The 24,080-nt window shown below is 63.0% G+C and carries 24 protein-coding genes; all 24 read left to right on the top strand.

All coding sequences use genetic code 11. The features are described 5' to 3' along the window. Positions 1 to 69: 69 nt before the first annotated feature. The 24 genes from cbiE (at position 70) to ureC (ending at position 24,074) form a co-directional block, all read left to right on the top strand. On the top strand, positions 70 to 1,281 hold the full coding sequence (gene cbiE, locus M5B98_RS14255; RefSeq protein WP_248743029.1) for a precorrin-6y C5,15-methyltransferase (decarboxylating) subunit CbiE: 1,212 nt from the start codon (positions 70 to 72) through the stop codon (positions 1,279 to 1,281). Further along, positions 1,274 to 2,371, top strand: coding sequence for a cobalt-precorrin-5B (C(1))-methyltransferase (locus tag M5B98_RS14260; protein WP_248743030.1), 1,098 nt, complete (start codon positions 1,274 to 1,276; stop codon positions 2,369 to 2,371). The genes cbiE and M5B98_RS14260 overlap by 8 nt, the downstream gene beginning before the upstream one ends. Then, positions 2,368 to 3,096: a cobalt-precorrin-6A reductase gene (locus M5B98_RS14265; RefSeq protein WP_248743031.1), complete on the top strand. Its 729-nt coding sequence runs from the start codon at positions 2,368 to 2,370 to the stop codon at positions 3,094 to 3,096. The genes M5B98_RS14260 and M5B98_RS14265 overlap by 4 nt, the downstream gene beginning before the upstream one ends. 187 nt (positions 3,097 to 3,283) lie before the next feature. Then, positions 3,284 to 3,574 (top strand): addiction module antidote protein, encoded by a 291-nt coding sequence (locus tag M5B98_RS14270; protein ID WP_248743032.1) that lies wholly within the window; start codon positions 3,284 to 3,286, stop codon positions 3,572 to 3,574. Positions 3,575 to 3,671: 97 nt separating this feature from the next. Then, positions 3,672 to 4,073 carry a DUF2946 domain-containing protein gene (locus M5B98_RS14275; RefSeq protein WP_248743033.1) on the top strand — a complete coding sequence of 134 codons (402 nt, stop codon included), beginning with the start codon at positions 3,672 to 3,674 and terminating at the stop codon, positions 4,071 to 4,073. Positions 4,074 to 4,121: 48 nt separating this feature from the next. Then, the gene (locus M5B98_RS14280; protein WP_085711213.1) at positions 4,122 to 4,601 is read left to right on the top strand and encodes a copper chaperone PCu(A)C; all 480 of its coding nucleotides are present in this window, start codon (positions 4,122 to 4,124) and stop codon (positions 4,599 to 4,601) included. A 21-nt stretch (positions 4,602 to 4,622) separates the two neighbouring features. Continuing rightward, positions 4,623 to 5,063, top strand: a complete 441-nt coding sequence (locus tag M5B98_RS14285) for a DUF2946 domain-containing protein (RefSeq protein ID WP_248743034.1) — start codon at positions 4,623 to 4,625, stop codon at positions 5,061 to 5,063. Between the two features lie 84 nt (positions 5,064 to 5,147). Next, positions 5,148 to 7,268, top strand: coding sequence for a TonB-dependent copper receptor (locus tag M5B98_RS14290; RefSeq protein ID WP_248743035.1), 2,121 nt, complete (start codon positions 5,148 to 5,150; stop codon positions 7,266 to 7,268). Between the two features lie 80 nt (positions 7,269 to 7,348). Then, positions 7,349 to 8,728 carry a PepSY-associated TM helix domain-containing protein gene (locus M5B98_RS14295; protein WP_085711210.1) on the top strand — a complete coding sequence of 460 codons (1,380 nt, stop codon included), beginning with the start codon at positions 7,349 to 7,351 and terminating at the stop codon, positions 8,726 to 8,728. A 161-nt stretch (positions 8,729 to 8,889) separates the two neighbouring features. Beyond that, a complete protein-coding gene (locus M5B98_RS14300; protein ID WP_248743036.1) occupies positions 8,890 to 11,016 on the top strand; it encodes a TonB-dependent receptor in 2,127 nt (708 codons plus the stop codon). Between the two features lie 12 nt (positions 11,017 to 11,028). After that, on the top strand, positions 11,029 to 11,817 hold the full coding sequence (locus M5B98_RS14305; protein ID WP_248743037.1) for an ABC transporter ATP-binding protein: 789 nt from the start codon (positions 11,029 to 11,031) through the stop codon (positions 11,815 to 11,817). Next, on the top strand, positions 11,814 to 12,761 hold the full coding sequence (locus M5B98_RS14310) for an ABC transporter substrate-binding protein (protein ID WP_248743038.1): 948 nt from the start codon (positions 11,814 to 11,816) through the stop codon (positions 12,759 to 12,761). The genes M5B98_RS14305 and M5B98_RS14310 overlap by 4 nt, the downstream gene beginning before the upstream one ends. Next, positions 12,758 to 13,768, top strand: coding sequence for a FecCD family ABC transporter permease (locus tag M5B98_RS14315; protein ID WP_248743039.1), 1,011 nt, complete (start codon positions 12,758 to 12,760; stop codon positions 13,766 to 13,768). The genes M5B98_RS14310 and M5B98_RS14315 overlap by 4 nt, the downstream gene beginning before the upstream one ends. A 206-nt stretch (positions 13,769 to 13,974) precedes the next feature. Further along, the gene (gene urtA, locus M5B98_RS14320; RefSeq protein ID WP_085711205.1) at positions 13,975 to 15,240 is read left to right on the top strand and encodes an urea ABC transporter substrate-binding protein; all 1,266 of its coding nucleotides are present in this window, start codon (positions 13,975 to 13,977) and stop codon (positions 15,238 to 15,240) included. 327 nt (positions 15,241 to 15,567) lie between these two features. Next, entirely contained in the window at positions 15,568 to 17,070 is a 1,503-nt protein-coding gene (urtB, locus tag M5B98_RS14325) for an urea ABC transporter permease subunit UrtB (RefSeq protein ID WP_248743040.1), read from the top strand. Continuing rightward, complete coding sequence (gene urtC / locus M5B98_RS14330; RefSeq protein WP_248743041.1) at positions 17,070 to 18,149, top strand: urea ABC transporter permease subunit UrtC; 1,080 nt, start codon at positions 17,070 to 17,072, stop codon at positions 18,147 to 18,149. The genes urtB and urtC overlap by 1 nt, the downstream gene beginning before the upstream one ends. Continuing rightward, positions 18,146 to 19,018 carry an urea ABC transporter ATP-binding protein UrtD gene (gene urtD, locus M5B98_RS14335; RefSeq protein ID WP_248743042.1) on the top strand — a complete coding sequence of 291 codons (873 nt, stop codon included), beginning with the start codon at positions 18,146 to 18,148 and terminating at the stop codon, positions 19,016 to 19,018. Before urtC ends, urtD begins: the two co-directional genes overlap by 4 nt. A 14-nt stretch (positions 19,019 to 19,032) precedes the next feature. Beyond that, a complete protein-coding gene (gene urtE / locus M5B98_RS14340) occupies positions 19,033 to 19,731 on the top strand; it encodes an urea ABC transporter ATP-binding subunit UrtE (protein ID WP_007950600.1) in 699 nt (232 codons plus the stop codon). Positions 19,732 to 19,774: 43 nt separating this feature from the next. Beyond that, on the top strand, positions 19,775 to 20,614 hold the full coding sequence (locus M5B98_RS14345; RefSeq protein WP_248743043.1) for an urease accessory protein UreD: 840 nt from the start codon (positions 19,775 to 19,777) through the stop codon (positions 20,612 to 20,614). A 33-nt stretch (positions 20,615 to 20,647) separates the two neighbouring features. After that, complete coding sequence (gene ureA, locus M5B98_RS14350) at positions 20,648 to 20,950, top strand: urease subunit gamma (RefSeq protein ID WP_039766748.1); 303 nt, start codon at positions 20,648 to 20,650, stop codon at positions 20,948 to 20,950. Between the two features lie 9 nt (positions 20,951 to 20,959). Further along, positions 20,960 to 21,493 carry a GNAT family N-acetyltransferase gene (locus M5B98_RS14355; RefSeq protein ID WP_114881247.1) on the top strand — a complete coding sequence of 178 codons (534 nt, stop codon included), beginning with the start codon at positions 20,960 to 20,962 and terminating at the stop codon, positions 21,491 to 21,493. 5 nt (positions 21,494 to 21,498) lie between these two features. Next, a complete protein-coding gene (locus M5B98_RS14360; RefSeq protein WP_248743044.1) occupies positions 21,499 to 22,032 on the top strand; it encodes a GNAT family N-acetyltransferase in 534 nt (177 codons plus the stop codon). Next, positions 22,032 to 22,337 carry an urease subunit beta gene (locus M5B98_RS14365; protein WP_085711197.1) on the top strand — a complete coding sequence of 102 codons (306 nt, stop codon included), beginning with the start codon at positions 22,032 to 22,034 and terminating at the stop codon, positions 22,335 to 22,337. Before M5B98_RS14360 ends, M5B98_RS14365 begins: the two co-directional genes overlap by 1 nt. Before the next feature lie 36 nt (positions 22,338 to 22,373). Then, complete coding sequence (gene ureC, locus M5B98_RS14370; protein ID WP_248743045.1) at positions 22,374 to 24,074, top strand: urease subunit alpha; 1,701 nt, start codon at positions 22,374 to 22,376, stop codon at positions 24,072 to 24,074. The last annotated feature ends 6 nt before the right edge of the window (positions 24,075 to 24,080 follow it).

A 24,080-nucleotide genomic window follows, 5' to 3' on the forward strand; every position in this document is an offset into this window, starting at 1 on the left:
TTCAGTGGCCGACAACGGCCGCCGCGCTATCATGCCGACCTGATACGCGCACAATAATTGAGGAACAGCATGACGGCCTGGCTGACGGTAGTAGGAATCGGTGAAGACGGCTTCAAGGGCCTGGGCAAGAATGCCCGGCGCGCCTTGATGGGCGCCTCGCGGATCATCGGCGGTCAGCGTCAGCTCGATCTGTTGCCGGTGTGCATAAGTGGCGAGCGCCAGTTGTGGCCGAGCCCGTTTTCCCTGGCTCCGGTGCTCGAGCGCCGTGGCGAAGCGGTGTGTGTGCTGGCCAGTGGTGATCCGATGTTCTACGGCGTTGGCGCAAGTCTGGCGCGGCAGGTCTCGGACGCAGAGATGCTGGTGCTGCCGGCGCCGTCCTCGTGTTCGCTGGCGGCCGCCCGGCTGGGCTGGCCGTTGCAGGATGTCAGCATTCTTTCGCTGGTGGCCCGCCCGCTGGCGGCCCTCAATGGTCAGTTGTCCAGCGGCGTGCGCCTGTTGCTGTTGAGCAATGACGGCCAGAGCCCGGCCGCCGTTGCGGCATTGCTGCGCGAGCGTGGATTCGGTGCCAGTCGCCTGAGCGCTCTGGAGCATCTGGGCGGTAGCGCCGAACGCCGGATCGATGGCACCGCCAATGACTGGAACGACCCGGCCATTGCCGATCTCAACGTGATCGCCATCGAGTGCCTCGCCGATCCGCAGACACCGCGCCTGTCGCGCTTGGCCGGCCTGCCGGACTCGGCCTTCAAACATGACGGTCAACTGACCAAGCGTGACGTGCGCGCCATCACCCTCGCCCGCCTCGCCCCGACACCCGGCGAACTGCTGTGGGACGTCGGCGCCGGCAGCGGTTCGATCGGCATTGAATGGATGCGCGCTCACCCGAGTTGCCGCGCCCTGGCCATCGAGGCCGATGACGGCCGACAGCAGTTGATTGAACACAACCGCGACGCACTGGGCGTACCCGGCCTGCAACTGATTCGCGGCAGTGCCCCGCAGGCCCTCGCCGGGCTGGAACGTCCGGATGCGATTTTCATCGGCGGCGGCGTGACCCGCGAAGGCGTACTCGACACTTGCTGGGAACAACTCAAACCGGGCGGGCGACTGGTCGCCAACGCCGTGACCCTGCAAAGCGAAATGACTTTGATGAGCTGGCGCGAACGCTACGGCGGCGAACTGACCCGCATCCACATCGCCCAGACGCAGCCGCTGGGCGAGTTCGACACCTGGCGCCAGGCGTTGCCGATCACCCTGCTCGATCTGGTCAAACCCCTCGATGCGTGACGAAACCGCCGAACAACCCGCGCCCCTGCGCAGCGGCCTGACCACCGGCAGCTGCGCCACCGCCACCAGCCTCGCCGCCGCGCGCCTGCTGCTTGGCGGTGTAGTGGCGGACGCAGTGCAAATCGTGTTGCCCAAAGGCAAGCAGGTGCAGATGCGCCTGGAGTTCTGCCGGCTGACCGAGAACGGCGCCGAAGCCGGAACCATCAAGGACGCCGGCGACGACCCGGACGTGACACACGGCGCCCTGCTCTATTCCCGCGTGCAGCTGATGGCCGAGCCGGGCATCCGCTTCATCGCCGGCAAAGGCGTCGGCACCGTCACTCGGCCGGGGCTGGTGCTGGGCGTCGGCGAGCCGGCGATCAACCCGGTGCCGCGCAAGATGATCAGCGATCACCTGACCCTGCTCGCCGAAGAATCCGGCTATCGCGGCGGCTTCGAGGTGACGGTCAACGTCGAGGGCGGCGAAGCTCTGGCATTGAAAACCATGAACCCGCGCCTGGGGATTCTCGGCGGTCTGTCGATCCTCGGCACCAGCGGCATCGTCCGGCCGTTTTCCTGCGCGGCGTACATCGCCTCGATCCATCAAGGCATCGACGTGGCGAAAACCAACGGCTACCTGCACATCGCCGCCTGCACCGGCAACGCCAGCGAAGACACCATGCGCCGGGTCTACGACCTGCCGGAAATCGCCCTGATCGAAATGGGCGACTTCGTCGGCGCGGTGCTCAAGCATCTGCGCAAAGTCCCTGTGGATAAACTCAGCCTGTGCGGCGGCTTCGGCAAGATCAGCAAACTGGCGGCCGGGCACATGGATCTGCACTCGCGCCATTCGAGCATCGACCTGCCGCAACTGGCCGAATGGGCGGCAGCGATTGGCGCCGACGACACCTTGCAGCAAGCCATCCGCGAGGCGAACACCAGTCAGCAGGCGCTGGCGATGGCCAGCGCGGCGGGCGTTGCCCTGGGTGATGAAGTTTGCCGTCATGCCCTGGAATTCGCCCGCAGCGTGGTGCCGGCGCAGGTGCAGGTCGAGGTGTTTGCGATTGATCGTCAGGGCGGCATCGTCGGCCATGCGGGGGCTTTTGCATGAAACGGATTCTGTTGCTGGGCGGCGTGACTGAAGCATTGGCCATCGCGCGCACTTTGGGGCCGGAACACATTTACAGCCTTGCTGGCGTCGGCCGTGTGCCGACTGATCTGACGTGTCAGGTGCGCGTCGGCGGCTACGGCGGTGCCGAAGGGCTGGCGCAGTTCATTCGCGATGAAGGCATCACACTGCTGCTCGACGCCACCCACCCCTACGCCGCACAAATCAGCCACAACGCCGCCACCGCCGCGCAACTTACCGGCATCCCCTGCTGGGCCCTGCGTCGCCCGGCGTGGCAACCTCAACCGGGCGATGACTGGCGCGAAGTCGCCGACTGGGCCGAACTGATCACAGCCCTCGCTCCCTTCCACCGTCCCCTGTTCACCCTCGGCCGCGAACCGCTGCAACACCTCGATGAAATCCCCGCGCACCAGTTCTGGACCCTGCGCGCCCTCGACGTCTACCCCGGCAACGAACGCTGCGAAGTCATCGGTGCCCGTGGGCCGTTTCTGCTGGAGGATGAGCGAGCGCTGTTCGAACGCCGGCAGATCGACGTGCTGATCAGCAAGAACAGCGGTAGCACCGCAACCGAGCCGAAACTGGACGTGGCGCGGGAGCTTGGGGTGCCGGTGATGGTGTTGAAGCGGCCGGAGTTGGCGGGGGTTGATCGGGAGTTTTCGACGGTTGATGAAGCCATCAACGCACTCACCATCAACTTACCGCCTTGAGCCTTTTGCGCTCTTGAGTACGCCTTCGCGGGCAAGCCCGCGATGGCGCCGGCTCTCACAACGAAAAACTTGAGTCCTACCAGTCAATCGGACGCTACGCACAACAACTTAAAGCCCGACTGACTGCCAGCAGCCTCCTCCCGAGCATACATTTTGCAATATCAACCTGCTTCGGGACGCGATTCCAATGTTCGAAAAATCCACCCGCTTCGACGCTGCAGAATTTCTTAAAACGCCCGAGGAAATGGCGGCTTACCTGGACGCTTGTTTTGACGAAGATGCTGGCGACGGCGTTCTCATCCGTGCAGCACTGAATGACATTGCCCGCGCCCAAGGCATGACCCAGGTTGCACGAGATGCAGGGCTGGGTCGCGAAAGCCTTTATAAAGCGCTGAGCAGCACTGGAAATCCGGAATTCGCGACTATCATGAAAGTCATGAAGGCACTGGGTTTGCGGTTACATGCAGTAGCAGGCTGAATCCTCTGCGACACCAAACCGCATGACGCTTTTTTACTTATCGGCCCTGATCAGGCTAAATAGCCGCGCCTGATCGCCCACCCTACGGACCTGTCCCATGACCCGACACCGGCTCGCATTTGCCTGGATCGCCTGCTTCGCAGTGCTGTTCAACATGCTCGCCATGCCGTTGACGGGAGCGATGGCGCAGGCGGCGCAGACGCCGGCCGAGCAGTTGCTGTGGAGCAGTTTCTGCACCGGCAGCGGCACGAAGATGGTGGCGATCGACATCGGCAGCCTCGATCAGAAAGCACCGCAAAGCGGTGACAATCATTCGACCATGCAGCATTGCTGGTGCTGTTCCGGATCGGCGCCCGTGGTGGCGTTGCCGGGGCATTCGCCGCAGCTGTATTTCGCCCGATACGAAAGCAATCGCAGTGTGGCGCCCGCCTTGCTGCAAACCCCGACACCGCGCCAGCAATGGCCGAGCCTCAATCCCCGCGCGTCCCCTCTGGTTTGATTTGTTCCCGCATTTGACCTGCGTTTCAAATCGTTCTGGAGAACTGCCATGTTGAACAAATTCATCGTCATCGCTGCGCTGTTGCTGCCTGCGTGCTTCGCCCATGCCCACGAATACAAGGCCGGCGAGCTGGAAATTGCCCACCCGTGGTCGCAGGAACTGCCGCCGAACGCGCCGACGGTTGCCGCGTATTTCATCATTCACAACGGCGGCAAAACCGCTGACCGCCTGCTGAGTGTCGACTCGCCCATCGCTTCAAAAGCCGAGCTGCACGAACACGTGATGCAGGGCGACCTGATGAAGATGCAACAGGTGCCGAACGTGGCGATCCCGGCCGGCGAGAACGTGACCTTCGCGCCGATGGCCTATCACGTGATGCTGATGAATCCGACTGACCGCAGCCTGCTGACCGACGGCAAGCGCTTCCCGCTGACGATGCACTTCGAGAAGGCCGGTGACGTGACCGTCGAAGTCGCCGTGCAAAAGAAACCACCGCAGGACATGCCGGAACACGCGCACGCCCAATAACCGTTCCGGCAGACTCCGCCCGTGCGCCCGCGCAGCGCCGGGGCATCCATGCAACGCCGTCAGACCGAACGACTGACACGCGGCAGCTGGATCGCCCTGTTCGCCATGTTGATGATTTTCATCGGCCCGCTGATTTCTCAGTCGATGCCGATGGATCAGCACGCCTCGACTTCCATGCCCATGGACATGTCGATGGCCATGGCGGGCATGGATCATTCCGCCCATGAAGCGAAACCCTCGGCCGAGCACTGCCCGCCGCAATCCTCGCACCATGTGCTGTGGGAAAAATGCGGTTATTGCAGCCTGCTGTTCAACTGCCCGGCGCTGACCGGCGGCGGCAGTTTTGCGACGTTCAGCATTCCCCACGTCAACACCTTCACCCCTCCCTCCCCGCGTCTGGGCCATGCCCGGCAGACCTTCTTCCCCGGCGCCCGCAGCCGCGCCCCACCCGTCGCAGCGTAAACACCCACCTCTGATTGCACACGGTCGAGAAGACAGCTTCAGGCTGCCGGCCGTGTCGTTTACGACTGTTTGATGGAAATTGTCATGTCCAGGTTTTCTGCTGTCCCACGCTCGGGTTCTGCCCCGGCGTCCTTCGCCCTGAACGAATCGCGCATCCGTTTCAGGCACGCTACCGCCGTCCTTTGCGGCGTCCTGCTGTCCCCGCTGGTCCACGCCGATGAACATGCCGGCCACACTGAAGAACTGAGCCCGACGGTAATCACCGCCATCGCCCCGAGCTCCCCTCTGACCATCGTCACCAACCCGAAAGACCCGCGCCAACCGGTGCCCGCCAGCGATGGCGGCGACTACCTGAAGACCATTCCAGGCTTCGCATTGGTACGCAACGGCGGCACCAACGGCGATCCGGTGCTGCGCGGCATGTTCGGTTCGCGCCTGAACATCCTCACCAACGGCAGCATGATGCTCGGTGCCTGCCCCGGCCGGATGGACGCGCCGACTTCGTATATCTCGCCCGAGACCTACGACAAACTCACCGTGATCAAAGGCCCGCAAACCGTACTCTACGGACCGGGCGCATCGGCCGGCACGGTCCTGTTCGACCGCGAGCCGGAAAGCTTCGGCGAACTCGGCACCCGGGTGAATGCCAGCGTGCTGGCGGGCTCCAACGGACGTTTCGACAAAGTCGTCGATGCCGCTGCCGGTGGGCCATTGGGCTACGTGCGGGTGATCGGCAACACCGCACATTCCGACGACTACCGCGACGGCAACAACGACACCGTTGCCTCACGCTACGACAAGTGGAACGGCGATGTGGCGCTAGGCTGGACCCCGGACGCCGACACCCTGATCGAACTGACCGCCGGCAAGGGCGACGGCGAAGCGCGCTACGCCGGACGCGGCATGGACGGCTCGCAGTTCCTGCGGGAAAGCCTCGGCCTGCGCTTCGAAAAATCCAACATCAGCGATGTGCTGGAGAAGCTCGAAGCGCAGGTCTACTACAACTACGCCGACCACGTGATGGACAACTACACCCTGCGCACGCCATCCGGCACCGGGATGATGGCAGGTCCCATGGCGTCCAACGTCGACCGCCGCACCCTCGGCGCGCGGATCAAGGCCACCTGGCGCTGGGCCGATATCCAGCTGATCACCGGCCTCGATGCGCAGACCAACGAACACCGTCAGCGCAGCGGCATGGGCATCGATACCTACAAGGATCAGCCGTACACCAAGGACGCCGACTTCCATAACTATGGGGTGTTCAGCGAAATGACCTGGTACGCCGCCGACCGTGACCGGCTGATCACCGGCGCCCGGGTCGACCGCGCCTCGGCCAAGGACTATCGGCAGACCACCGGATCGGGAATGATGTCCCGCCCGAACCCGACCGCTGGCGATACTCGCGCCGACACCCTGCCGAGCGGCTTCGTGCGTTACGAGCATGATCTGGCCGACAGCCCGACCACACTCTACGCCGGCCTCGGCCACGCACAGCGGTTCCCGGATTACTGGGAGCTGTTTTCGCCCAAGTCCGGCCCGGCGGGTTCGGTCAATGCGTTCGATTCGATCAAACCGGAAAAAACCACTCAGCTCGACTTCGGCGTGAACTACAAGGACGCCGACCTCGAAGCCTGGGCCTCGGGCTACATCGGCGTGGTGCGCGACTACATCCTGTTCGACTACACCCCGACGATGATGGGCATGAGCACCTCCCGCGCCGAGAACATCGACGCGCGGATCATGGGCGGTGAACTCGGTGCCGCTTACAAACTCACCGACAACTGGAAAGCCGATGCGACCCTGGCCTACGCCTGGGGCAAGAACAGCAGCGACGGCAAGGCCTTGCCGCAGATGCCGCCGCTGGATGCACGCTTCGGCCTGACCTACAGCGAAGACAACTGGAGCGCCGGAGCACTGTGGAGAGTGGTTGCCGCGCAAAACCGGATCGACCAGAACAAGGGCAACGTGGTCGGCAAGGATTACGACAAGAGTTCGGGCTTCGGCGTGTTCTCGCTCAACGGTGCCTACCGGATCAACAAGAACTGGAAGGTCAGTACCGGGGTCGACAACCTGTTCGGCAAGGCTTACGCCGAACATCTCAACCTGGCGGGCAACGCCGGGTTCGGCTACCCGGCCAACGACCCGCAAGCCATCAATGAGCCGGGGCGCACGCTCTGGACCAAGGTGGACATGAGTTTCTAACCCTCAAGGGCACTCGCTCCCGTTGAGGGAGCGAGTGCCAACAGACAACTAGAAGATCCAAGCCAAGCGGAGCACTCGTGATGAAACAGCCCAAACCGAATTTCTACAACCTGGCCTGGCGTTGGCATTTCTATGCCGGATTGTTCGTCGCGCCATTCATGGTGATGCTGGCCCTGACCGGCATCATTTACCTGTTCAAACCGCAGCTCGATTCGCTGATGTACAGCAGCCTGCTGAACGTCCCGGCCGGGCATCACACCGTACCGGCCGATGACCTGCTGCAAAAGGTCAAAAGCGCTTATCCACAAGGCCAGGTCACCCAGTACCTGCCGCCCGCGAACGCCGAACGCAGCGCGCAATTCGTGGTGAAAAATGCCGGCCATGAGCTGAACGTGTTTGTCGATCCGTACCACGGCGACATCCTCGGCGAGCAGGATGCCAAGCAGAACCTGCAAGCACTCGCCCGGGCCATCCACGGCGAATTGATGATCGGCACCGTCGGTGACCGACTGATCGAACTGGCCGCCGGCTGGGGCGTGGTGCTGGTGGTGTCCGGGGTTTTCCTGTGGTGGCCGCGCGGTCAGGCGGCCGGGATTCTGTGGCCACGTCTGAACAGTCGCGGTCGTGTGCTGTGGCGTGACCTGCATGCCGTTACCGGATTCTGGGGCGCGGCGTTGCTGCTGGTGATGTTGCTCAGCGGCATGACCTGGACCGGATTCTGGGGCAAGCAGTACGCCCAGGTGTGGAACGTGTTCCCGGCGGCGATGTGGAACAATGTGCCGACCTCCGACGTCGAGGCCGGCAGCCTCAACAACGCCGCCCGCCAGACCGTACCGTGGGCCATGGAAAATACCCCGATGCCGATGTCCGGCGACCACGCCGAACACATGGCCCACGGCGGCATGCAACACGGCCCCGCCGCGCCGGCCATCAGCCTGCAGGACGTACAGAACATCGCCATCGAACGCAAGGTCGAGCCGGGCTACAGCATCACCCTGCCGACCACCGCCACCGGCGTGTTCACCATCGCCGTGTTCGCCGACGACCCGCGCAACGACGCCACGCTGCATGTCGATCAGTACACCGGCAAGGTGTTGGCCGACGTGCGATTCGAGCACTACGGCGCCGTGGCCCGGGCCACGGAAATCGGCGTGATGCTCCATGAAGGCAAGATGTTCGGCACCTTTAACCAGATCATCGTGCTGCTGATCTGCCTGATGATCCTGCTCAGTGCCGTCAGCGGCGTGGTGATCTGGTGGAAGCGTCGGCCACAGGGCAAGTTCGGCGTACCACCGCTGCGCCACGATCTGCCGAAGTGGAAAACCGGGGTGGCGATCATGCTGGTGCTGGCGGTGGTGTTTCCGCTGGTGGGCGCTTCGCTGGTGGTGGTGTGGTTGCTGGATCGGCTGCTGTTGTCGCGTCTGGGCCGGCAAACTGAATCTGCCTCAACTTCATCATGAAACAGGCGAGATGCGCGACCTAGACAGATCTTTAAACTGCCGGGGCTTAAACTCCGGCAATTTTTAGTGTTACTGTATAACGCTAATTGCTGCTCTGCCCGCAGCCATGCATGGTCATGAGCCTGCGGGCTTTTCATTTGAAGAAGTGATTCACCGCCCCGATGAACAAGTACCTCTTGTCCAGCCTCTGCCTGTTCGCCCTGAACAACAGTGCCCACGCCGAAAACGCCGCGCTGACGCTGCCCACCGGCACCATCACCGCCCTGGCCAATGACGATCCAACTGTCAGCCTGACCACGCCGACCAGCGCCGGCTCGCGTCTGAACCTCAGCGCCATGGAAACCCCGGCCAGCGTCGAAAGCCTGAGCGGCGAGCAAGTCCGCGCCCGTGGTGATCGCAGCGTGCAGGACGCGGTGTCGCGCAGCACCGGCATCAGCCGCACCGGCACGCCGGGCGATGGCGGCACCTCGTTGCAGGCCCGGGGTTTTACCGGGCAGAGTTCGGTGATGCAGTTGTATGACGGCAACCGCATGTACACCGGCATGGGCACCGTGACGTTCCCGGTCGACACCTGGTCGGTGGAGCGCGTCGACGTGCTGCGCGGTCCGGCTTCGGTGCTGTATGGCGAAGGCGCGACCGGTGCGGTGGTCAACGTGATCCCGAAGAAACCGTTCGAAGGCGAAATCGAAAACCACGTGCGCGTCGGCTACGGCTCGTTCGATAGCCAGCAGCAGGCGTTCGACAGCGGCGGTTCGCTGACCGACACCCTGAGCTATCGCCTCAACCTCAACCGCCTGCGCAGCAACGGCTGGGTCGATCGCGGCGACTCCTCCAGCGACTTCATCAGCGCCGCCCTGCGCTGGCAGGCCACCGACGATCTGGCCTTCACCCTGGCTCACGACTACGGCGATCAGCGCCCGCAGAACTACTTCGGCACGCCGCTGATCAACGGCCAGTTAAAGGACAGCCTGCGCAACAAGAACTACAACGTGCGCGACGACAAGCAGCACTACAACGATCAATGGACGCGCCTGACCACGGATTGGCAGATCAACGATGCGGTCAGCGCCAGCAACGAGCTGTATTACCTCAAGGCCCAGCGTCGTTGGCAGAACGCCGAGAACTACAACTTCGACGCCGGCAGCCAGCAACTCAGCCGCAGCGGCTACTTCGGCATCGGCCACAAGCAGGAACAGGTCGGCGACCGCCAGACCTTCACCTTCAAGCATTCGCTGTTCGGCCTCGACAGCCAGACCGTGACCGGCGTCGATTACAACCGCATCCGCTTCCAGCTCAACAGCAACTCGCCGTTCAATGACGTATTACCGAACGGTCAGCCGCTGGATCTGTATCACCCGCAAACCGGTTATTTCGAGAGCGCCGACCCGTACCGCGATCAATTCGACAGCACCACCAAACAAATGTCGGTGTTCGCCGAAAACCGCACGCAACTGAGTGAGCGCTGGTCGCTGGTGACCGGTGTACGCCGCGACTACGTGCACGTGGATCGCAACAACCTGGTCGACGGCAGCCAGAGCGACAAGACCCTGACCGGCAACAACTGGAAGGCCGGGCTGGTGTTCGCGTTGACGCAGGACACCTCGTTCTACGGTCAGGTCGCTACCAGCACCGATGGCATCGGCGGTTTGATCTCCCTGAGCCCGAGCCAGCAGCAATACGACTTGTCCACCGCGCGGCAAACCGAGATCGGCATGAAGCAGCTGTTCTGGGATCAGCGTGGCGAATTCACCCTGGCGGCGTATCGCATCGTGAAGAAGAAGCTGCTGACCGACGATCCGGGCAATCCGACGCTCAAGCAGCAGGTCGGCCAGCAATCATCGAACGGCCTGGAAGCCAGCCTCGATCTGCAACTGCCGAACGCCTGGCAACTGCAAGCCAACGCCGCCATCGTCAAAGCCAAGTACGACGATTTCGAGGAGGTGGTCGGCGGCGTACCGGTGTCGCGCAATGGCAATCGCCCGGTGGACGTGCCACGGCGCACGGCGAATCTGTGGCTGAGCAAAGCCATTACGGATGACGTGAAAGCCGGCGCCGGCATGCGTTATGTCGATGCGCGCTACGCCGACATGGCCAACCGCAACGAGCTGCCGAGCTACACCGTGGTCGATGCGACGCTGTCGTGGAAAGCCCTGCGCAACACCACGCTGGGCCTGCAGGTGAACAATCTGTTTGACCGGACCTATGCGCAAAGCCAATACAATGAGGGCCAGCAGTGGATTCTGGGTGAGCCTCGTTCGTTCTTTGTCACGGCTGATTACACCTTCTAGAACAGGAACGAAATGACCTCACTGACCCTCACCGATCTCGCCTGGACACCCCTGGGCCACGGCCACTGCCATCACCAGTTCCAGCTGCGTGACGCTTCGTTGCAAGTGGCCGCCGGTGAGTTCGTCGGGCTGATCGGGCCCAATGGCAGCGGCAAGACCAGCCTGTTGCGCTGCGCCTACCGCTTCAGTCAGCCGGAGCACGGTGAGGTCAGACTCGAGCACCACAACGTCTGGAAACGATCCTCGCGCTGGTGCGCGCAACGCATCGCCGTGGTGCTGCAGGAATTCCCCGATGCCTTCGGCCTGACCGTCGAAGAAGTGGTAGCCATGGGCCGCACACCGCACAAAGGCCTGTTCGATGGCGACACGCTGGAAGACCGCCAGCTCGCCACTCAGGCACTGAAATCCGTGGGGCTGGACGGCTTCGAAGACCACGAGTTCGCCACGCTGTCCGGCGGTGAAAAACAGCGGGTGATCCTGGCCCGCGCCCTGACCCAGCAACCGCAACTGCTGATCCTCGACGAACCGACCAACCACCTCGACCCGCGCTATCAGCTGGAACTGCTGCAACTGGTCAAGCGTTTGCAGATCGGCACCCTGGCGAGCATTCACGACCTGAACCTGGCCGCCGCATTCTGCGATCGCTTGTATGTGATCAACCTCGGTCGCATCGTCGCCAGCGGCACCCCGCAAGAAGTCCTCACGGTTGAATTGCTGCGCGACGTGTTCGGCGTCGAAGCACTGATCGATCCACATCCCCTCCACGGCTACCCGCGAATCACCTGGATAACCCGACCATGACTGTGCGCTCCCTGCTTTTCCTCGCTCTGTTGATGGGCACCACCCATGCCTTCGCCGAGGCCACGAAGTACCCGCTGACGATCCACAGCTGCAACCGCGAAGTGACCTTCAAGGAAGCGCCGAAACACGCGGTCAGCCACGACATCAACATGACCCAGATGATGCTCGCCCTCGGCCTCAAGTCGAAGATGGCCGGTTACAGCGGCGTCAGTGGCTGGAAATCGGTGACGCCGGAAATGCAGTCGCTGCTCGATGGCCTGCCGGAACTGGCGGCCAAATACCCGTCGGTGGAAACGTTGCTCAACGCCAACGTCGATTTCTTCTTCGCCGGCTGGGATTACGGCATGCGCGTCGGTGGTGACCTCACGCCGCAGACCCTGCAACCGCTGGGCATCAATGTCTATGAGCTGACCGAATCCTGCGCCTTCGTGATGCAACGCCCGGCCGCCACGCTGGACGACACCTACAACGACCTGCGCAACCTCGGCGAAATCTTCGACGTGCAGGACCGCGCCAACGCGCTGATCGCCGACATGCAAAATCAGATCGCGGAAATCCGCAAAGACCTGCCCACCGAAAAACCGCGAGTATTCCTCTACGACAGCGGCGAGGACCGCGCCATGACCTCCGGCCGCCTCGGCATGCCGCAGGCGCTGATCGACGCCGCCGGCGGGCGCAACGTTCTCGATGACGTCGAAGCGAGCTGGACCCGGGTCAACTGGGAAACCGTGGTCGAGCGCAATCCGCAGGTGATCGTGATCGTCGACTACAGCGAAATCACCGCCGAGCAGAAGATTGAATTCCTGCTGAAGAACAAGTCGCTGCAATCGGTGGACGCGATCAAGAACCAGCGCTTCATCGTCATCCCCTACGTGCAGGCCACGCCGGGGATCGACAACGTGCTCGCGGTTGAAACCCTGGCCAAAGGGTTCCACGGCGAATGATCAATCGTCGTTACGCCTGGCTGCTGATCGCCCTCGGTGTGGTGCTGCTGGTGTCGTGCGTGGTGTCGCTGGGCTTCGGTCCGGCGCGGGTACCGGTGAACGTGGTGTGGCGGATTCTGCTGCACAAGTTGTTCGGCCTCGGCGTGCCGGACTGGAGCGCCGGCCAGGAGCACATCGTCTGGTTGATCCGCGTGCCGCGCATGTTGCTCGGTGCACTGGTCGGCGCCGGGCTCGCGTTGATCGGCGCGGTGCTGCAAGCGGTGACACGTAATCCGCTGGCCGATCCGCACCTGCTCGGTGTCACCTCCGGCGCCACCCTCGGCGCAGTGATCGTGGTGCTGCACGTCGGCGAAATCGTCGGTCTGCTGACCTTGCCGATTGCCGCGTTCATCGGCGCGCTATTGAGCATGTTTCTGGTGCTGGGCATCGCCAACCGTCAGGGTCGGCTGGACAGTGATCGCCTGTTGCTGTGCGGCGTAGCGGTGTCGTTCGTGATGATGGCGATCGCCAATCTGCTGCTGTTCATGGGCGATCATCGGGCCAGCTCGGCAGTCATGTTCTGGATGCTCGGCGGCCTCGGTCTGGCGCGCTGGGAATTGCTCGCGGTGCCGGCACTGAGCGTCCTGCTCGGGCTGATTCTGCTGATCGGCATGGCCCGTCCGCTGAACGCCTTGATGGCCGGCGAACAGACCGCCGTCACCCTCGGCTTGAACGCGCGAGCGGTGCGTCTGCGAGTGTTCGTGATTGCTTCGCTGATGACCGGGGTGCTGGTGTCGATCAGCGGCTCCATCGGTTTTGTCGGGCTGATGGTGCCGCACATTGCCCGGCGTCTGATCGGTGCAGAACATCGGCGTCTGCTGCCGGTGTGCGTGTTGCTCGGCAGTGTGTTTCTGGTGTGGGTCGATGTCGCCGCACGCACGCTGATCGCTCCCGAAGACTTGCCCATCGGCGTTGCCACCGCTGCCCTCGGCGGATTGTTCTTCATCGGCCTGATGCGCCGCCGCTGAGCCCTCGGGGTTGCGCCCCAATCTGGCGCACCCCGCTGCACCCTTGCCTGCAACACGTCCCTTCATGGTGCGCCGTCTCGGCGCGCAACCGCTCTAAACCGACATTTCCCTGCCCGATCCCGACCGGGCACAGCCCTTGCAAAACAGCCTTCAGTCGTTCGCATCTGCCAACCATAAAAAACTTTAACGTTCATGGAGATCGCACAATGAAGCGTCGCAGTTTGATCAAGGCTTTCACACTCACGGCATCCATTGCCGCGATGGGCATGACCTGGACGGTACAGGCCGCCGAGACCATCAAGGTCGGGATTCTGCATTCGTTGTCCGGCACCATGGCGATCTCCGAAACATCGCTCAAGGACATGGCGTTGATGACCATCGACGAGATCAACGCCAAGGGCGGGGTGAACGGCAAGATGCTCGAACCGGTGGTGGTCGACCCGGCGTCGAACTGGCCGCTGTTCGCGGAAAAGGGCCGGCAGCTGCTGACTCAGGACAAGGTGGCGGTGGTGTTCGGTTGCTGGACTTCGGTGTCGCGCAAATCGGTGCTGCCGGTGTTCGAAGAACTCAACGGCCTGCTGTTCTACCCGGTGCAATATGAAGGCGAAGAAATGTCGCCGAACGTGTTCTACACCGGCGCCGCGCCGAACCAGCAGGCAATCCCGGCGGTTGAATACCTGATGAGCGAAGAAGGCGGCGGCGCCAAGCGCTACTTCCTGCTCGGCACCGACTACGTCTACCCGCGCACCACCAACAAGATCCTGCGTTCGTTCCTGCACTCCAAAGGCGTAGCGGACAAAGACATAGAAGAGGTCTACACCCCGTTCGGCCACAGCGACTATCAAACCATCGTCGCCAACATCAAAAAATTCTCGGCCGGCGGCAAGACCGCGGTGATCTCGACCGTCAACGGTGACTCCAACGTGCCGTTCTACAAAGAGCTGGCCAACCAGGGCCTGAAGGCCACCGACGTACCGGTGGTGGCGTTCTCGGTGGGCGAAGAAGAACTGCGCGGTATCGACACCAAACCGCTGGTGGGCAACCTCGCGGCGTGGAACTACTTCGAGTCGGTGGAGAACCCGGTGAACAAGAAGTTCGTCGATGACTGGAAAGCCTACGCGAAAAAACACAACCTGCCGGGCGCCGACAAAGCCGTGACCAACGACCCGATGGAAGCCACGTACGTCGGCATCCACATGTGGGCGCAGGCGGCGGAAAAAGCCAAATCCACCGACGTCGACAAGGTCCGCGAAGCCCTCGGCGGCCAGACCTTCGCCGCGCCGTCCGGTTACACCCTGACTATGGACAAGACCAATCACCACCTGCACAAACCGGTGATGATCGGCGAGATCCAGGCCGACGGTCAGTTCAACGTGGTATGGCAGACCGAGGGACCGATCCGTGCGCAGCCGTGGAGCCCGTTCATTCCGGGTAATGACAAGAAGCCGGAGTATGCGGTGAAGAGCAACTGAGTCAGCTCTGGAGTGAGGGAACGGCTTGAGATCCATCCCCCTCACCCCAGCCCTCTCCCTCAGGGAGAGGGGGAAAGGGAGCAGATCTTCATGCTTTTCAAAGCCTGAGTTCGACTCGAATCTGCAAGTTGCAGCACATCGCCGAAACACCTCGGTCAGTCCCCTCTCACTGAGTGAGAGGGGAAAGGGAGTAGATCTTCAAGCTTTTCAAAGCCTGAGTTCGACTCGAATCTGAAGGTTGCAGCAAATCGCCCAAACACCTCGGTCAGTCCCCTCTCCCTCCGGGAGAGGGTTAGGGTGAGGGGGCGGTTGAACAGGACACCATCAATGCCAACTGCCATCTACCGCTTTATCTGCGCCATCGCACTGCTGCTGCCGATGGCCGCCCACGCCAGCGACGCCGAAGACTTCGTCGCCGCCAACCCCGTGCAACAGGCAAAACTGCTGGAAGCCTGGGCCGCGCAGCCCGATCCGGCCCGTGTCGAACTGATCAATGCCCTGCAACAAGGCGAACTGACCCTCGACGGCCAAACCAAGACCCTGCGCCTGAACAACCGCCTGCGGGGTCTGATCGACACCGCGCTGGCCAGCCACCAATTGCTCGCCGCCGACGCCAAAACCCGTCTGACCGCCGCGCAGCAATTGCAGAAAAGCGCCAAACCGGCGCAGCTGAAATTCCTCGACCAGCAACTGGCTGGCGAAAAAGACGAAAGCGTCCACGCCGCCCTGAGCCTGGCGCTGGCCAACCTGCAACTGGTCGATACTGACCCGGCCGTGCGCCTCGCGGCGGTGCGTCTGCTCGGTGAAACCGGCGACCCACTGGCCCGCACTCGCCTCGAAGGCCTGCTCGAACCCGGCGTCGAAACCGATGCCAACGTGCGCACCGCCGCCGAAACCAGCCTCGCCCAGGTCAAACGCAAACTGCTGATCGGCGAACTGCTCGGCCAGGCCTTCAGCGGCATGTCCCTCGGTTCGATTCTGCTGCTTGCAGCCCTGGGACTGGCGATCACCTTCGGCCTGCTCGGCGTGATCAACATGGCCCACGGCGAGATGCTGATGCTCGGTGCCTACTCCACTTATGTGGTGCAGTTGATGTTCCAGCGCTACGCACCGCAGGCCATCGAGTTCTATCCGTTGATTGCGCTGCCGGTGGCGTTCTTCGTCACCGCCGCCATCGGCATGGCACTGGAGCGCACGGTGATTCGCCACCTCTACGGCCGGCCGCTGGAAACCCTGCTCGCCACCTGGGGCATCAGCCTGATGCTGATTCAGCTTGTCCGGTTGCTGTTCGGTGCGCAGAACGTTGAAGTGGCGAACCCGGCATGGCTGTCCGGCGGGATTCAGGTGCTGCCGAATCTGGTGCTGCCGTACAACCGCATCGTGATCATCGCCTTCGCGTTGTTCGTAGTGGTGCTGACCTGGTTGCTGCTGAACAAGACACGCCTCGGTCTGAACGTGCGCGCCGTCACCCAGAACCGCAACATGGCCGCCTGCTGCGGCGTGCCCACCGGGCGCGTCGACATGCTCGCCTTCGGCCTCGGCTCGGGCATCGCCGGGCTCGGTGGCGTGGCTCTGAGCCAGATCGGCAACGTCGGCCCGGACCTCGGCCAGAGCTACATCATCGACTCGTTCCTGGTGGTGGTGCTCGGCGGCGTCGGGCAACTGGCCGGCAGCGTGTTCGCCGCCTTCGGCCTGGGCATCGCCAACAAGATTCTCGAACCGCAGATCGGTGCGGTGCTCGGCAAGATCCTGATCCTCGCGCTGATCATTCTGTTCATCCAGAAACGTCCGCAAGGCCTCTTCGCACTAAAAGGACGGGTGATCGACTGATGAATCAGCCATTGATGCTTACGGCCACGCAAAAGGCCGGACCCAAAGTCACCCTCGCTGTCGGTGCCGTCGTTCTCGCGTTGCTGATCGCCCTGCCGCTGCTGTCGTTGTTGCCGGCGGAAAGTGCACTGCACGTTTCGGCCTACACCCTGACGCTGGTCGGCAAGGTTCTCTGCTACGCCATCGTCGCCCTGGCACTGGATCTGGTCTGGGGTTACGCCGGTCTCCTGTCGCTGGGCCACGGTCTGTTCTTCGCCCTCGGCGGTTATGCGATGGGCATGTACCTGATGCGTCAGGCCGCCGGTGACGGCTTGCCGGCGTTCATGACCTTCCTGTCGTGGACCGAGTTGCCGTGGTACTGGAGCGGTACCGGCAACTTCCTCTGGGCGATGTGTCTGGTTGTGCTGGCGCCGGGGTTGCTGGCGCTGGTGTTCGGTTTCTTCGCCTTCCGTTCGCGGATCAAGGGCGTGTATTTCTCGATCATGACCCAGGCCCTGACCTTCGCCGGGATGCTGCTGTTTTTCCGCAACGAGACCGGGTTCGGCGGCAACAACGGCTTCACCAATTTCCGCACGATCCTCGGTTTCGGCATCACCGAACCCGGCACCCGTGCGGTGCTGTTTCTGACGACGGTTCTGCTGCTGGTGGCGAGCCTGTTCATCGGCTGGCGGCTGGCCCGCAGCAAGTTCGGCCGGGTGCTGACCGCGCTGCGCGATGCGGAAAACCGTTTGATGTTCTGCGGCTACGACCCGCGCGGCTTCAAGCTGTTCGTCTGGGTGTTGAGCGCGGTGTTGTGTGGCCTGGCCGGTGCGCTGTACGTGCCGCAAGTGGGGATCATCAACCCCAGCGAAATGTCGCCGACCAACTCGATCGAAGCCGCCGTGTGGGTAGCCCTTGGCGGGCGCGGTACGCTGATCGGTCCGCTGCTCGGCGCCGGCGTGGTCAACGGCATGAAGAGCTGGTTCACCGTGGCCTTCCCCGAATACTGGCTGTTCTTCCTCGGCGCGCTGTTCATCGTCGTGACGTTGTACCTGCCCAAAGGCGTGATCGGTCTGCTGAAGAAACGAGGTGAATCATGAGAGTCACGGCGAGCGCTGAATTCATGCTGGAACCGGCCTTCTTCCCGCCGCTGGAACCGAACAAGGACGCCGGCACCAGCCGTGATGCCCTCGGTCTCGGCCAACGCGTGGGGCCTGGGCTGAACACCCGTCACGGCACGATCCTGACCCTGGAAGACATCAGCGTCAGCTTCGACGGTTTCCGGGCGCTGAACGCTCTGAACCTGTACATCGGCGTCGGCGAACTGCGCTGCATCATCGGCCCCAACGGCGCGGGCAAGACCACCCTGATGGACGTGATCACCGGCAAGACTCGCCCGAGCCACGGCAAGGCGTGGTTCGGCGAAACCCTCGACCTGACGCAGATGAGCGAAGTGCAGATCGCCCAGGCCGGCATCGGTCGCAAGTTCCAGAAACCCACGGTGTTCGAAGCCCTGAGCGTGTTCGAAAACCTGGAGCTGGCGCAGAAAACCGACAAGTCGGTGTGGGCCAGCCTGCGGGCGAAGTTGAGCGGCGAGCAGAAAGACCGGATCAGCGAAGTGCTCGACACCATTCGCCTGACCACCTCAGTCAATCGCCCCGCCGGGCTGCTGTCCCACGGGCAGAAACAGTTTCTGGAGATCGGCATGCTGCTGATGCAGGACCCGCAATTGCTGCTGCTCGACGAACCGGTGGCCGGCATGACCGACGCCGAAACCGAGTTCACTGCCGAGCTGTTCAAGTCGCTCGCCGGCAAGCATTCGCTGATGGTGGTGGAACACGACATGGGCTTCGTCGGCTCGATTGCCGACCACGTCACCGTGTTGCATCAGGGCAGCGTGCTGGCTGAAGGATCGCTGGAACAGGTGCAGGACAACGAGCGCGTGATCGAAGTCTATCTCGGCCGCTGAAGAGGAATTTCAACATGCTGCAAGTCGACAAACTGCACCAATACTACGGTGGAAGCCACATCCTGCGCGGTCTGAGCTTTGACGTGAAGGTCGGCGAAGTGACCTGCCTGCTCGGGCGCAACGGCGTGGGCAAGACCACGTTGCTCAAATGCCTGATGGGCCTGCTACCGGCCAAGGAAGGTGCGGTGAACTGGGAAGGCAAACCGATCACCACGTTCAAGCCGCATCAGCGGGTGCACGCCGGGATCGCCTATGTGCCCCAGGGCCGGGAGATTTTCGGCCGGCTGACCGTGGAAGAAAACCTGCTGATGGGCCTGTCGCGTTTCCCCGGCAGCGAAGCCAAGGAGGTTCCGGCGTTCATCTACGAACTGTTCCCGGTGCTGCTGCAAATGAAACAGCGGCGCGGCGGCGACCTGTCCGGCGGCCAGCAACAACAGCTCGCCATCGGCCGCGCGCTGGCCAGCCGTCCACGTCTGCTGATTCTCGACGAACCCACCGAAGGCATTCAGCCGTCGGTGATCAAGGAAATCGGCGCAGTGATCAAGAAGCTCGCGGCCCGGGGCGACATGGCGATTCTGCTGGTGGAGCAGTTCTACGATTTCGCCGCCGAACTGGCCGATCAGTACCTGGTGATGTCCCGGGGCGAGATCGTGCAGCAGGGCCGTGGAGAAAATATGGAAGCCGAAGGCGTGCGCGGGCTGGTGACTATTTGAAGTTACGGTCTAATCTGTAGCGTCCTAACGATAATCAGAAAACATGAACTTACCTTTAGCGACTGCCCTGTTTACCCCGAGCTGGCACGCCGAGCTTGAGCTGGCCTATGCCCGCTTCGGCGATTGCACGCGCCCTACCTGTCGCCGACACCTCGGCCCGCTGCGGGTGCAAAAGCATCTGTACGCCGAAGGGCCCGAGGTCTGTCAGCACATCGTCGTCCACCCGCCGGGCGGCATTGCCGGCGGCGACCGGCTGAACATCAGCGCCCGCGTCGAACCGGGCGCTTGGGCACAGATCACCAGCCCCGGCGCCGCCAAGTGGTATCGCGCGGCGGGCCCCGCTTATCAGTCGCTGGACCTGCACGTCGCTGCCGGCGCGACACTGGAATGGCTGCCCCAGGAAACCATCGTCTACAGCGCCGCCCAGGCGGAACTCTCGACCTCGATCGAGCTTGAGGGCGATGCACGACTTTTCTACTGGGACGTGGTGGCCCTCGGGCGCCCGGCCAGTGGCGAGCGTTTCGACCTCGGGCATTTCCAGGCCCATCTGGATATTCGCCGGGATGGCCGGTTGCTCTGGCATGAGCGCCAGCGCATCGTCGGTGATGACGGTCTCCTTGATTCGCCGATCGGTTTGGATGGCAATCCGGTGTTTGCGACGTTGCTGGTGACCGGCGAAATCGATGCCGAACTGCTGGAGCGCTGCCGCTCGCTGGGCCATGAGGTGCGCGGGGATCTGACGCAATTGCCCGGTCTTTTGGTCGCCCGCTGCCTGGCCAGTGAAGCGTTGCTGGCGCGAGCCTGGCTGATCGAACTCTGGCGATTGCTCAGGCCTGCGCTGCTTGGCCGCGAAGCCCTGCCTCCCCGAATCTGGAACACCTGATTTTCTTCAACTGCCGACAATGGATTTCAAACGATGGACCTGACCCCACGCGAAAAAGACAAGCTGCTGATCTTCACCGCCGGCCTGGTTGCCGAGCGGCGACTGGCCCGTGGCGTGAAGCTCAACTACCCGGAAGCCATGGCCTATATCTCGGCGGCGCTGCTCGAAGGCGCCCGGGACGGCCAGACCGTGGCCGAGCTGATGCATTACGGCACCACCCTGCTGACCCGCGATCAAGTGATGGAAGGCATCCCGGAAATGATCCCGGAGATCCAGGTCGAAGCGACGTTCCCCGACGGCACCAAGCTGGTCACCGTCCACCAACCGATCGTCTGAGGCCGCGCCATGACTTACACCATCCGCGATGCCCTGCACGCCGACCTGCCGGCGATCCGCGACATCTACAACGACGCCGTGCTCAACACCACGGCGATCTGGAATGAATCCGCCGTCGATCTGGGTAACCGTCAAGCCTGGTTCAGCGCCCGCCAGGCCCAGGGTTATCCGATCCTGGTGATCGTCGACGCCGACAACACCACCCTCGGCTACGCTTCGTTCGGTGACTGGCGGCCGTTCGACGGCTTCCGCCACACCGTCGAGCATTCGGTCTACGTGCGCAGCGACCAGCGCGGCAACGGCCTCGGCCCGCAACTGATGACCGCGTTGATCGAACGCGCAAAAACCTGCGGCAAGCACGTCATGGTCGCCGCCATCGAAAGCGGCAACGCGGCGTCGATCCGCCTGCACGAGCGCGCCGGTTTCATCACCACCGGACAGATGCCGCAAGTCGGCACCAAGTTCGGCCGCTGGCTCGACCTGACCTTCATGCAATTGACCCTCAATCCTGGCGCGGAGCCGCCGCCCGCCAACAAGGAGTGACACCGATGAACCCCGCCCAACTGCGACGCGTCAATGCCGAAAGTTTTGCGCACTATCGTCAGGGCCTGATCGAGCTGCTGCTGGACGCCGTGGGTTATGGCGCCAGCGTCGGCTTCATGGCCGATCTCGATGCGGTTCAGGCCCGCGCCTATTTCGATGAAGTGCAGGACAACCTGAACAAGGGCAACGTCTTGCTGTGGGTGGTGGTCAAGGACGAACAAGTGCAGGCCAGTGTGCAACTGGGCCTGTGCCAGAAGGCCAACGGCCTGAACCGCGCCGAAGTGCAGAAACTGTTGGTGCGCGAACAGGCCCGCCGGCGCGGCCTCGGCCAGCAGTTGATGGAAGCGCTGGAACTGACGGCCCGCCAGTACAAGCGCGGCATGCTCTACCTCGACACCGAGGCCGGCTCCCCGGCCGAAGATTTCTACAAGGCCCTGGGTTACACCCGAGCCGGGGAAATCCCCGACTACGCCTGCGACCCGAACGGCACCTATCGCCCGACGGCCCTCTATTACAAAGTCCTGCAAGGAGCGAACTGATGATTCCCGGCGAATACCGGATCCAGCCCGGCGAGATCGAACTCAACGTCGGTCGCCGCACGATCAGCCTGAAAGTGGCGAACAGCGGCGACCGACCGATCCAGGTCGGTTCGCACTACCACTTCTTCGAAACCAACGACGCGCTGACCTTCGACCGCGCCGCCAGCCGTGGCATGCGCCTGAACATCCCGGCAGGCACTGCGGTGCGTTTCGAGCCGGGCCAGAGCCGCGAGGTGGAACTGGTGGATTACGCCGGGCATCGCCGGGTGTTCGGGTTTGCCGGGCGGGTCATGGGTGACCTCTGAGCCCGTGTGTACCGCTATTTCTCTGAAGGACGCTAGATGAAGATTTCCAGACAAGCCTACGCCGACATGTTCGGCCCCACCGTCGGCGACAAGGTGCGCCTGGCCGACACCGAGCTGTGGATCGAAGTCGAACAGGATTTCACCACCTACGGCGAAGAAGTGAAATTCGGCGGCGGCAAAGTGATCCGCGACGGCCAGGGACAGAGCCAGTTGCTGGCCGCCGAAGTAGTCGACACGCTGATCACCAACGCATTGATCATTGACCACTGGGGCATCGTCAAGGCCGACGTCGGCCTCAAGGACGGGCGCATCGCCGCCATCGGCAAGGCCGGTAACCCGGACGTGCAGCCCGGCGTGACCATCGCCATCGGCGCCAGCACCGAAGTGATTGCCGGCGAAGGCATGATCCTCACCGCCGGCGGTATCGACACGCACATCCACTTCATCTGCCCGCAGCAGATCGAAGAAGCGCTGATGAGCGGTGTCACCACCATGATCGGCGGCGGCACGGGGCCGGCCACCGGCACCAATGCAACGACCTGCACTTCCGGGCCATGGCACCTGGCGCGGATGCTCCAGGCCGCCGATGCGTTCCCGATGAACATCGGCCTCACCGGCAAGGGCAACGCCAGCCTGCCGGAGCCGCTGATCGAGCAGGTCAAGGCCGGCGCCATCGGCCTCAAGCTCCACGAAGACTGGGGTACCACCCCGGCGAGCATCGACAACTGCCTGAGCGTCGCCGACCGGTACGACGTGCAGGTGGCGATCCACACCGACACCCTCAATGAATCCGGTTTCGTCGAAACCACCCTCGGCGCGTTCAAGGGTCGTACCATCCACACCTACCACACCGAAGGTGCCGGTGGCGGCCATGCGCCGGACATCATCAAGGCCTGCGGTTTCGCCAACGTGCTGCCGAGTTCGACCAACCCGACCCGGCCGTTCACCCGCAACACCATCGACGAACACCTCGACATGCTGATGGTCTGCCACCACCTCGACCCGAGCATCGCCGAAGACGTGGCGTTCGCCGAAAGCCGCATCCGCCGCGAAACCATTGCCGCCGAAGACATCCTTCACGACCTCGGCGCGTTCTCGATGATCAGTTCCGACAGCCAGGCCATGGGCCGCGTCGGCGAAGTCATCACGCGCACCTGGCAGACCGCCGACAAAATGAAAAAGCAGCGCGGCCCGCTGCCTCAGGACGGCGAAGGCAACGACAACTTCCGCGCCAAGCGCTACATCGCCAAGTACACGATCAACCCGGCGATCACCCACGGCATCAGCCATGAAGTGGGTTCGGTGGAGGTCGGTAAATGGGCGGATCTGGTGCTGTGGCGCCCGGCGTTCTTCGGCGTGAAACCGACGCTGATCCTCAAGGGCGGCGCCATTGCCGCGAGCCTGATGGGCGACGCCAACGCCTCGATCCCGACCCCGCAACCGGTGCACTACCGCCCGATGTTCGCCAGTTATGGCGGCTCGTTGCACGCCACCAGCCTGACCTTCATCAGCCAGGCGGCGCAGGAATCGGGGCTGCCCGAAGCCTTGGGCCTGAAGAAGAAAATCGCCGTGGTCAAAGGTTGCCGCGATGTGCAGAAAACCGACCTGATCCACAACGATTACCTGCCGCAGATCGACGTCGACCCGCAGACCTATCAGGTCAAGGCCGACGGCGTGCTGCTCTGGTGTGAACCGGCCGAGACCCTGCCGATGGCCCAGCGTTACTTTCTGTTCTGAGAAAAA

The organism is Pseudomonas sp. MWU12-3088, from assembly GCF_023242405.1.
Lineage (GTDB): Bacteria > Pseudomonadota > Gammaproteobacteria > Pseudomonadales > Pseudomonadaceae > Aquipseudomonas > Aquipseudomonas kribbensis.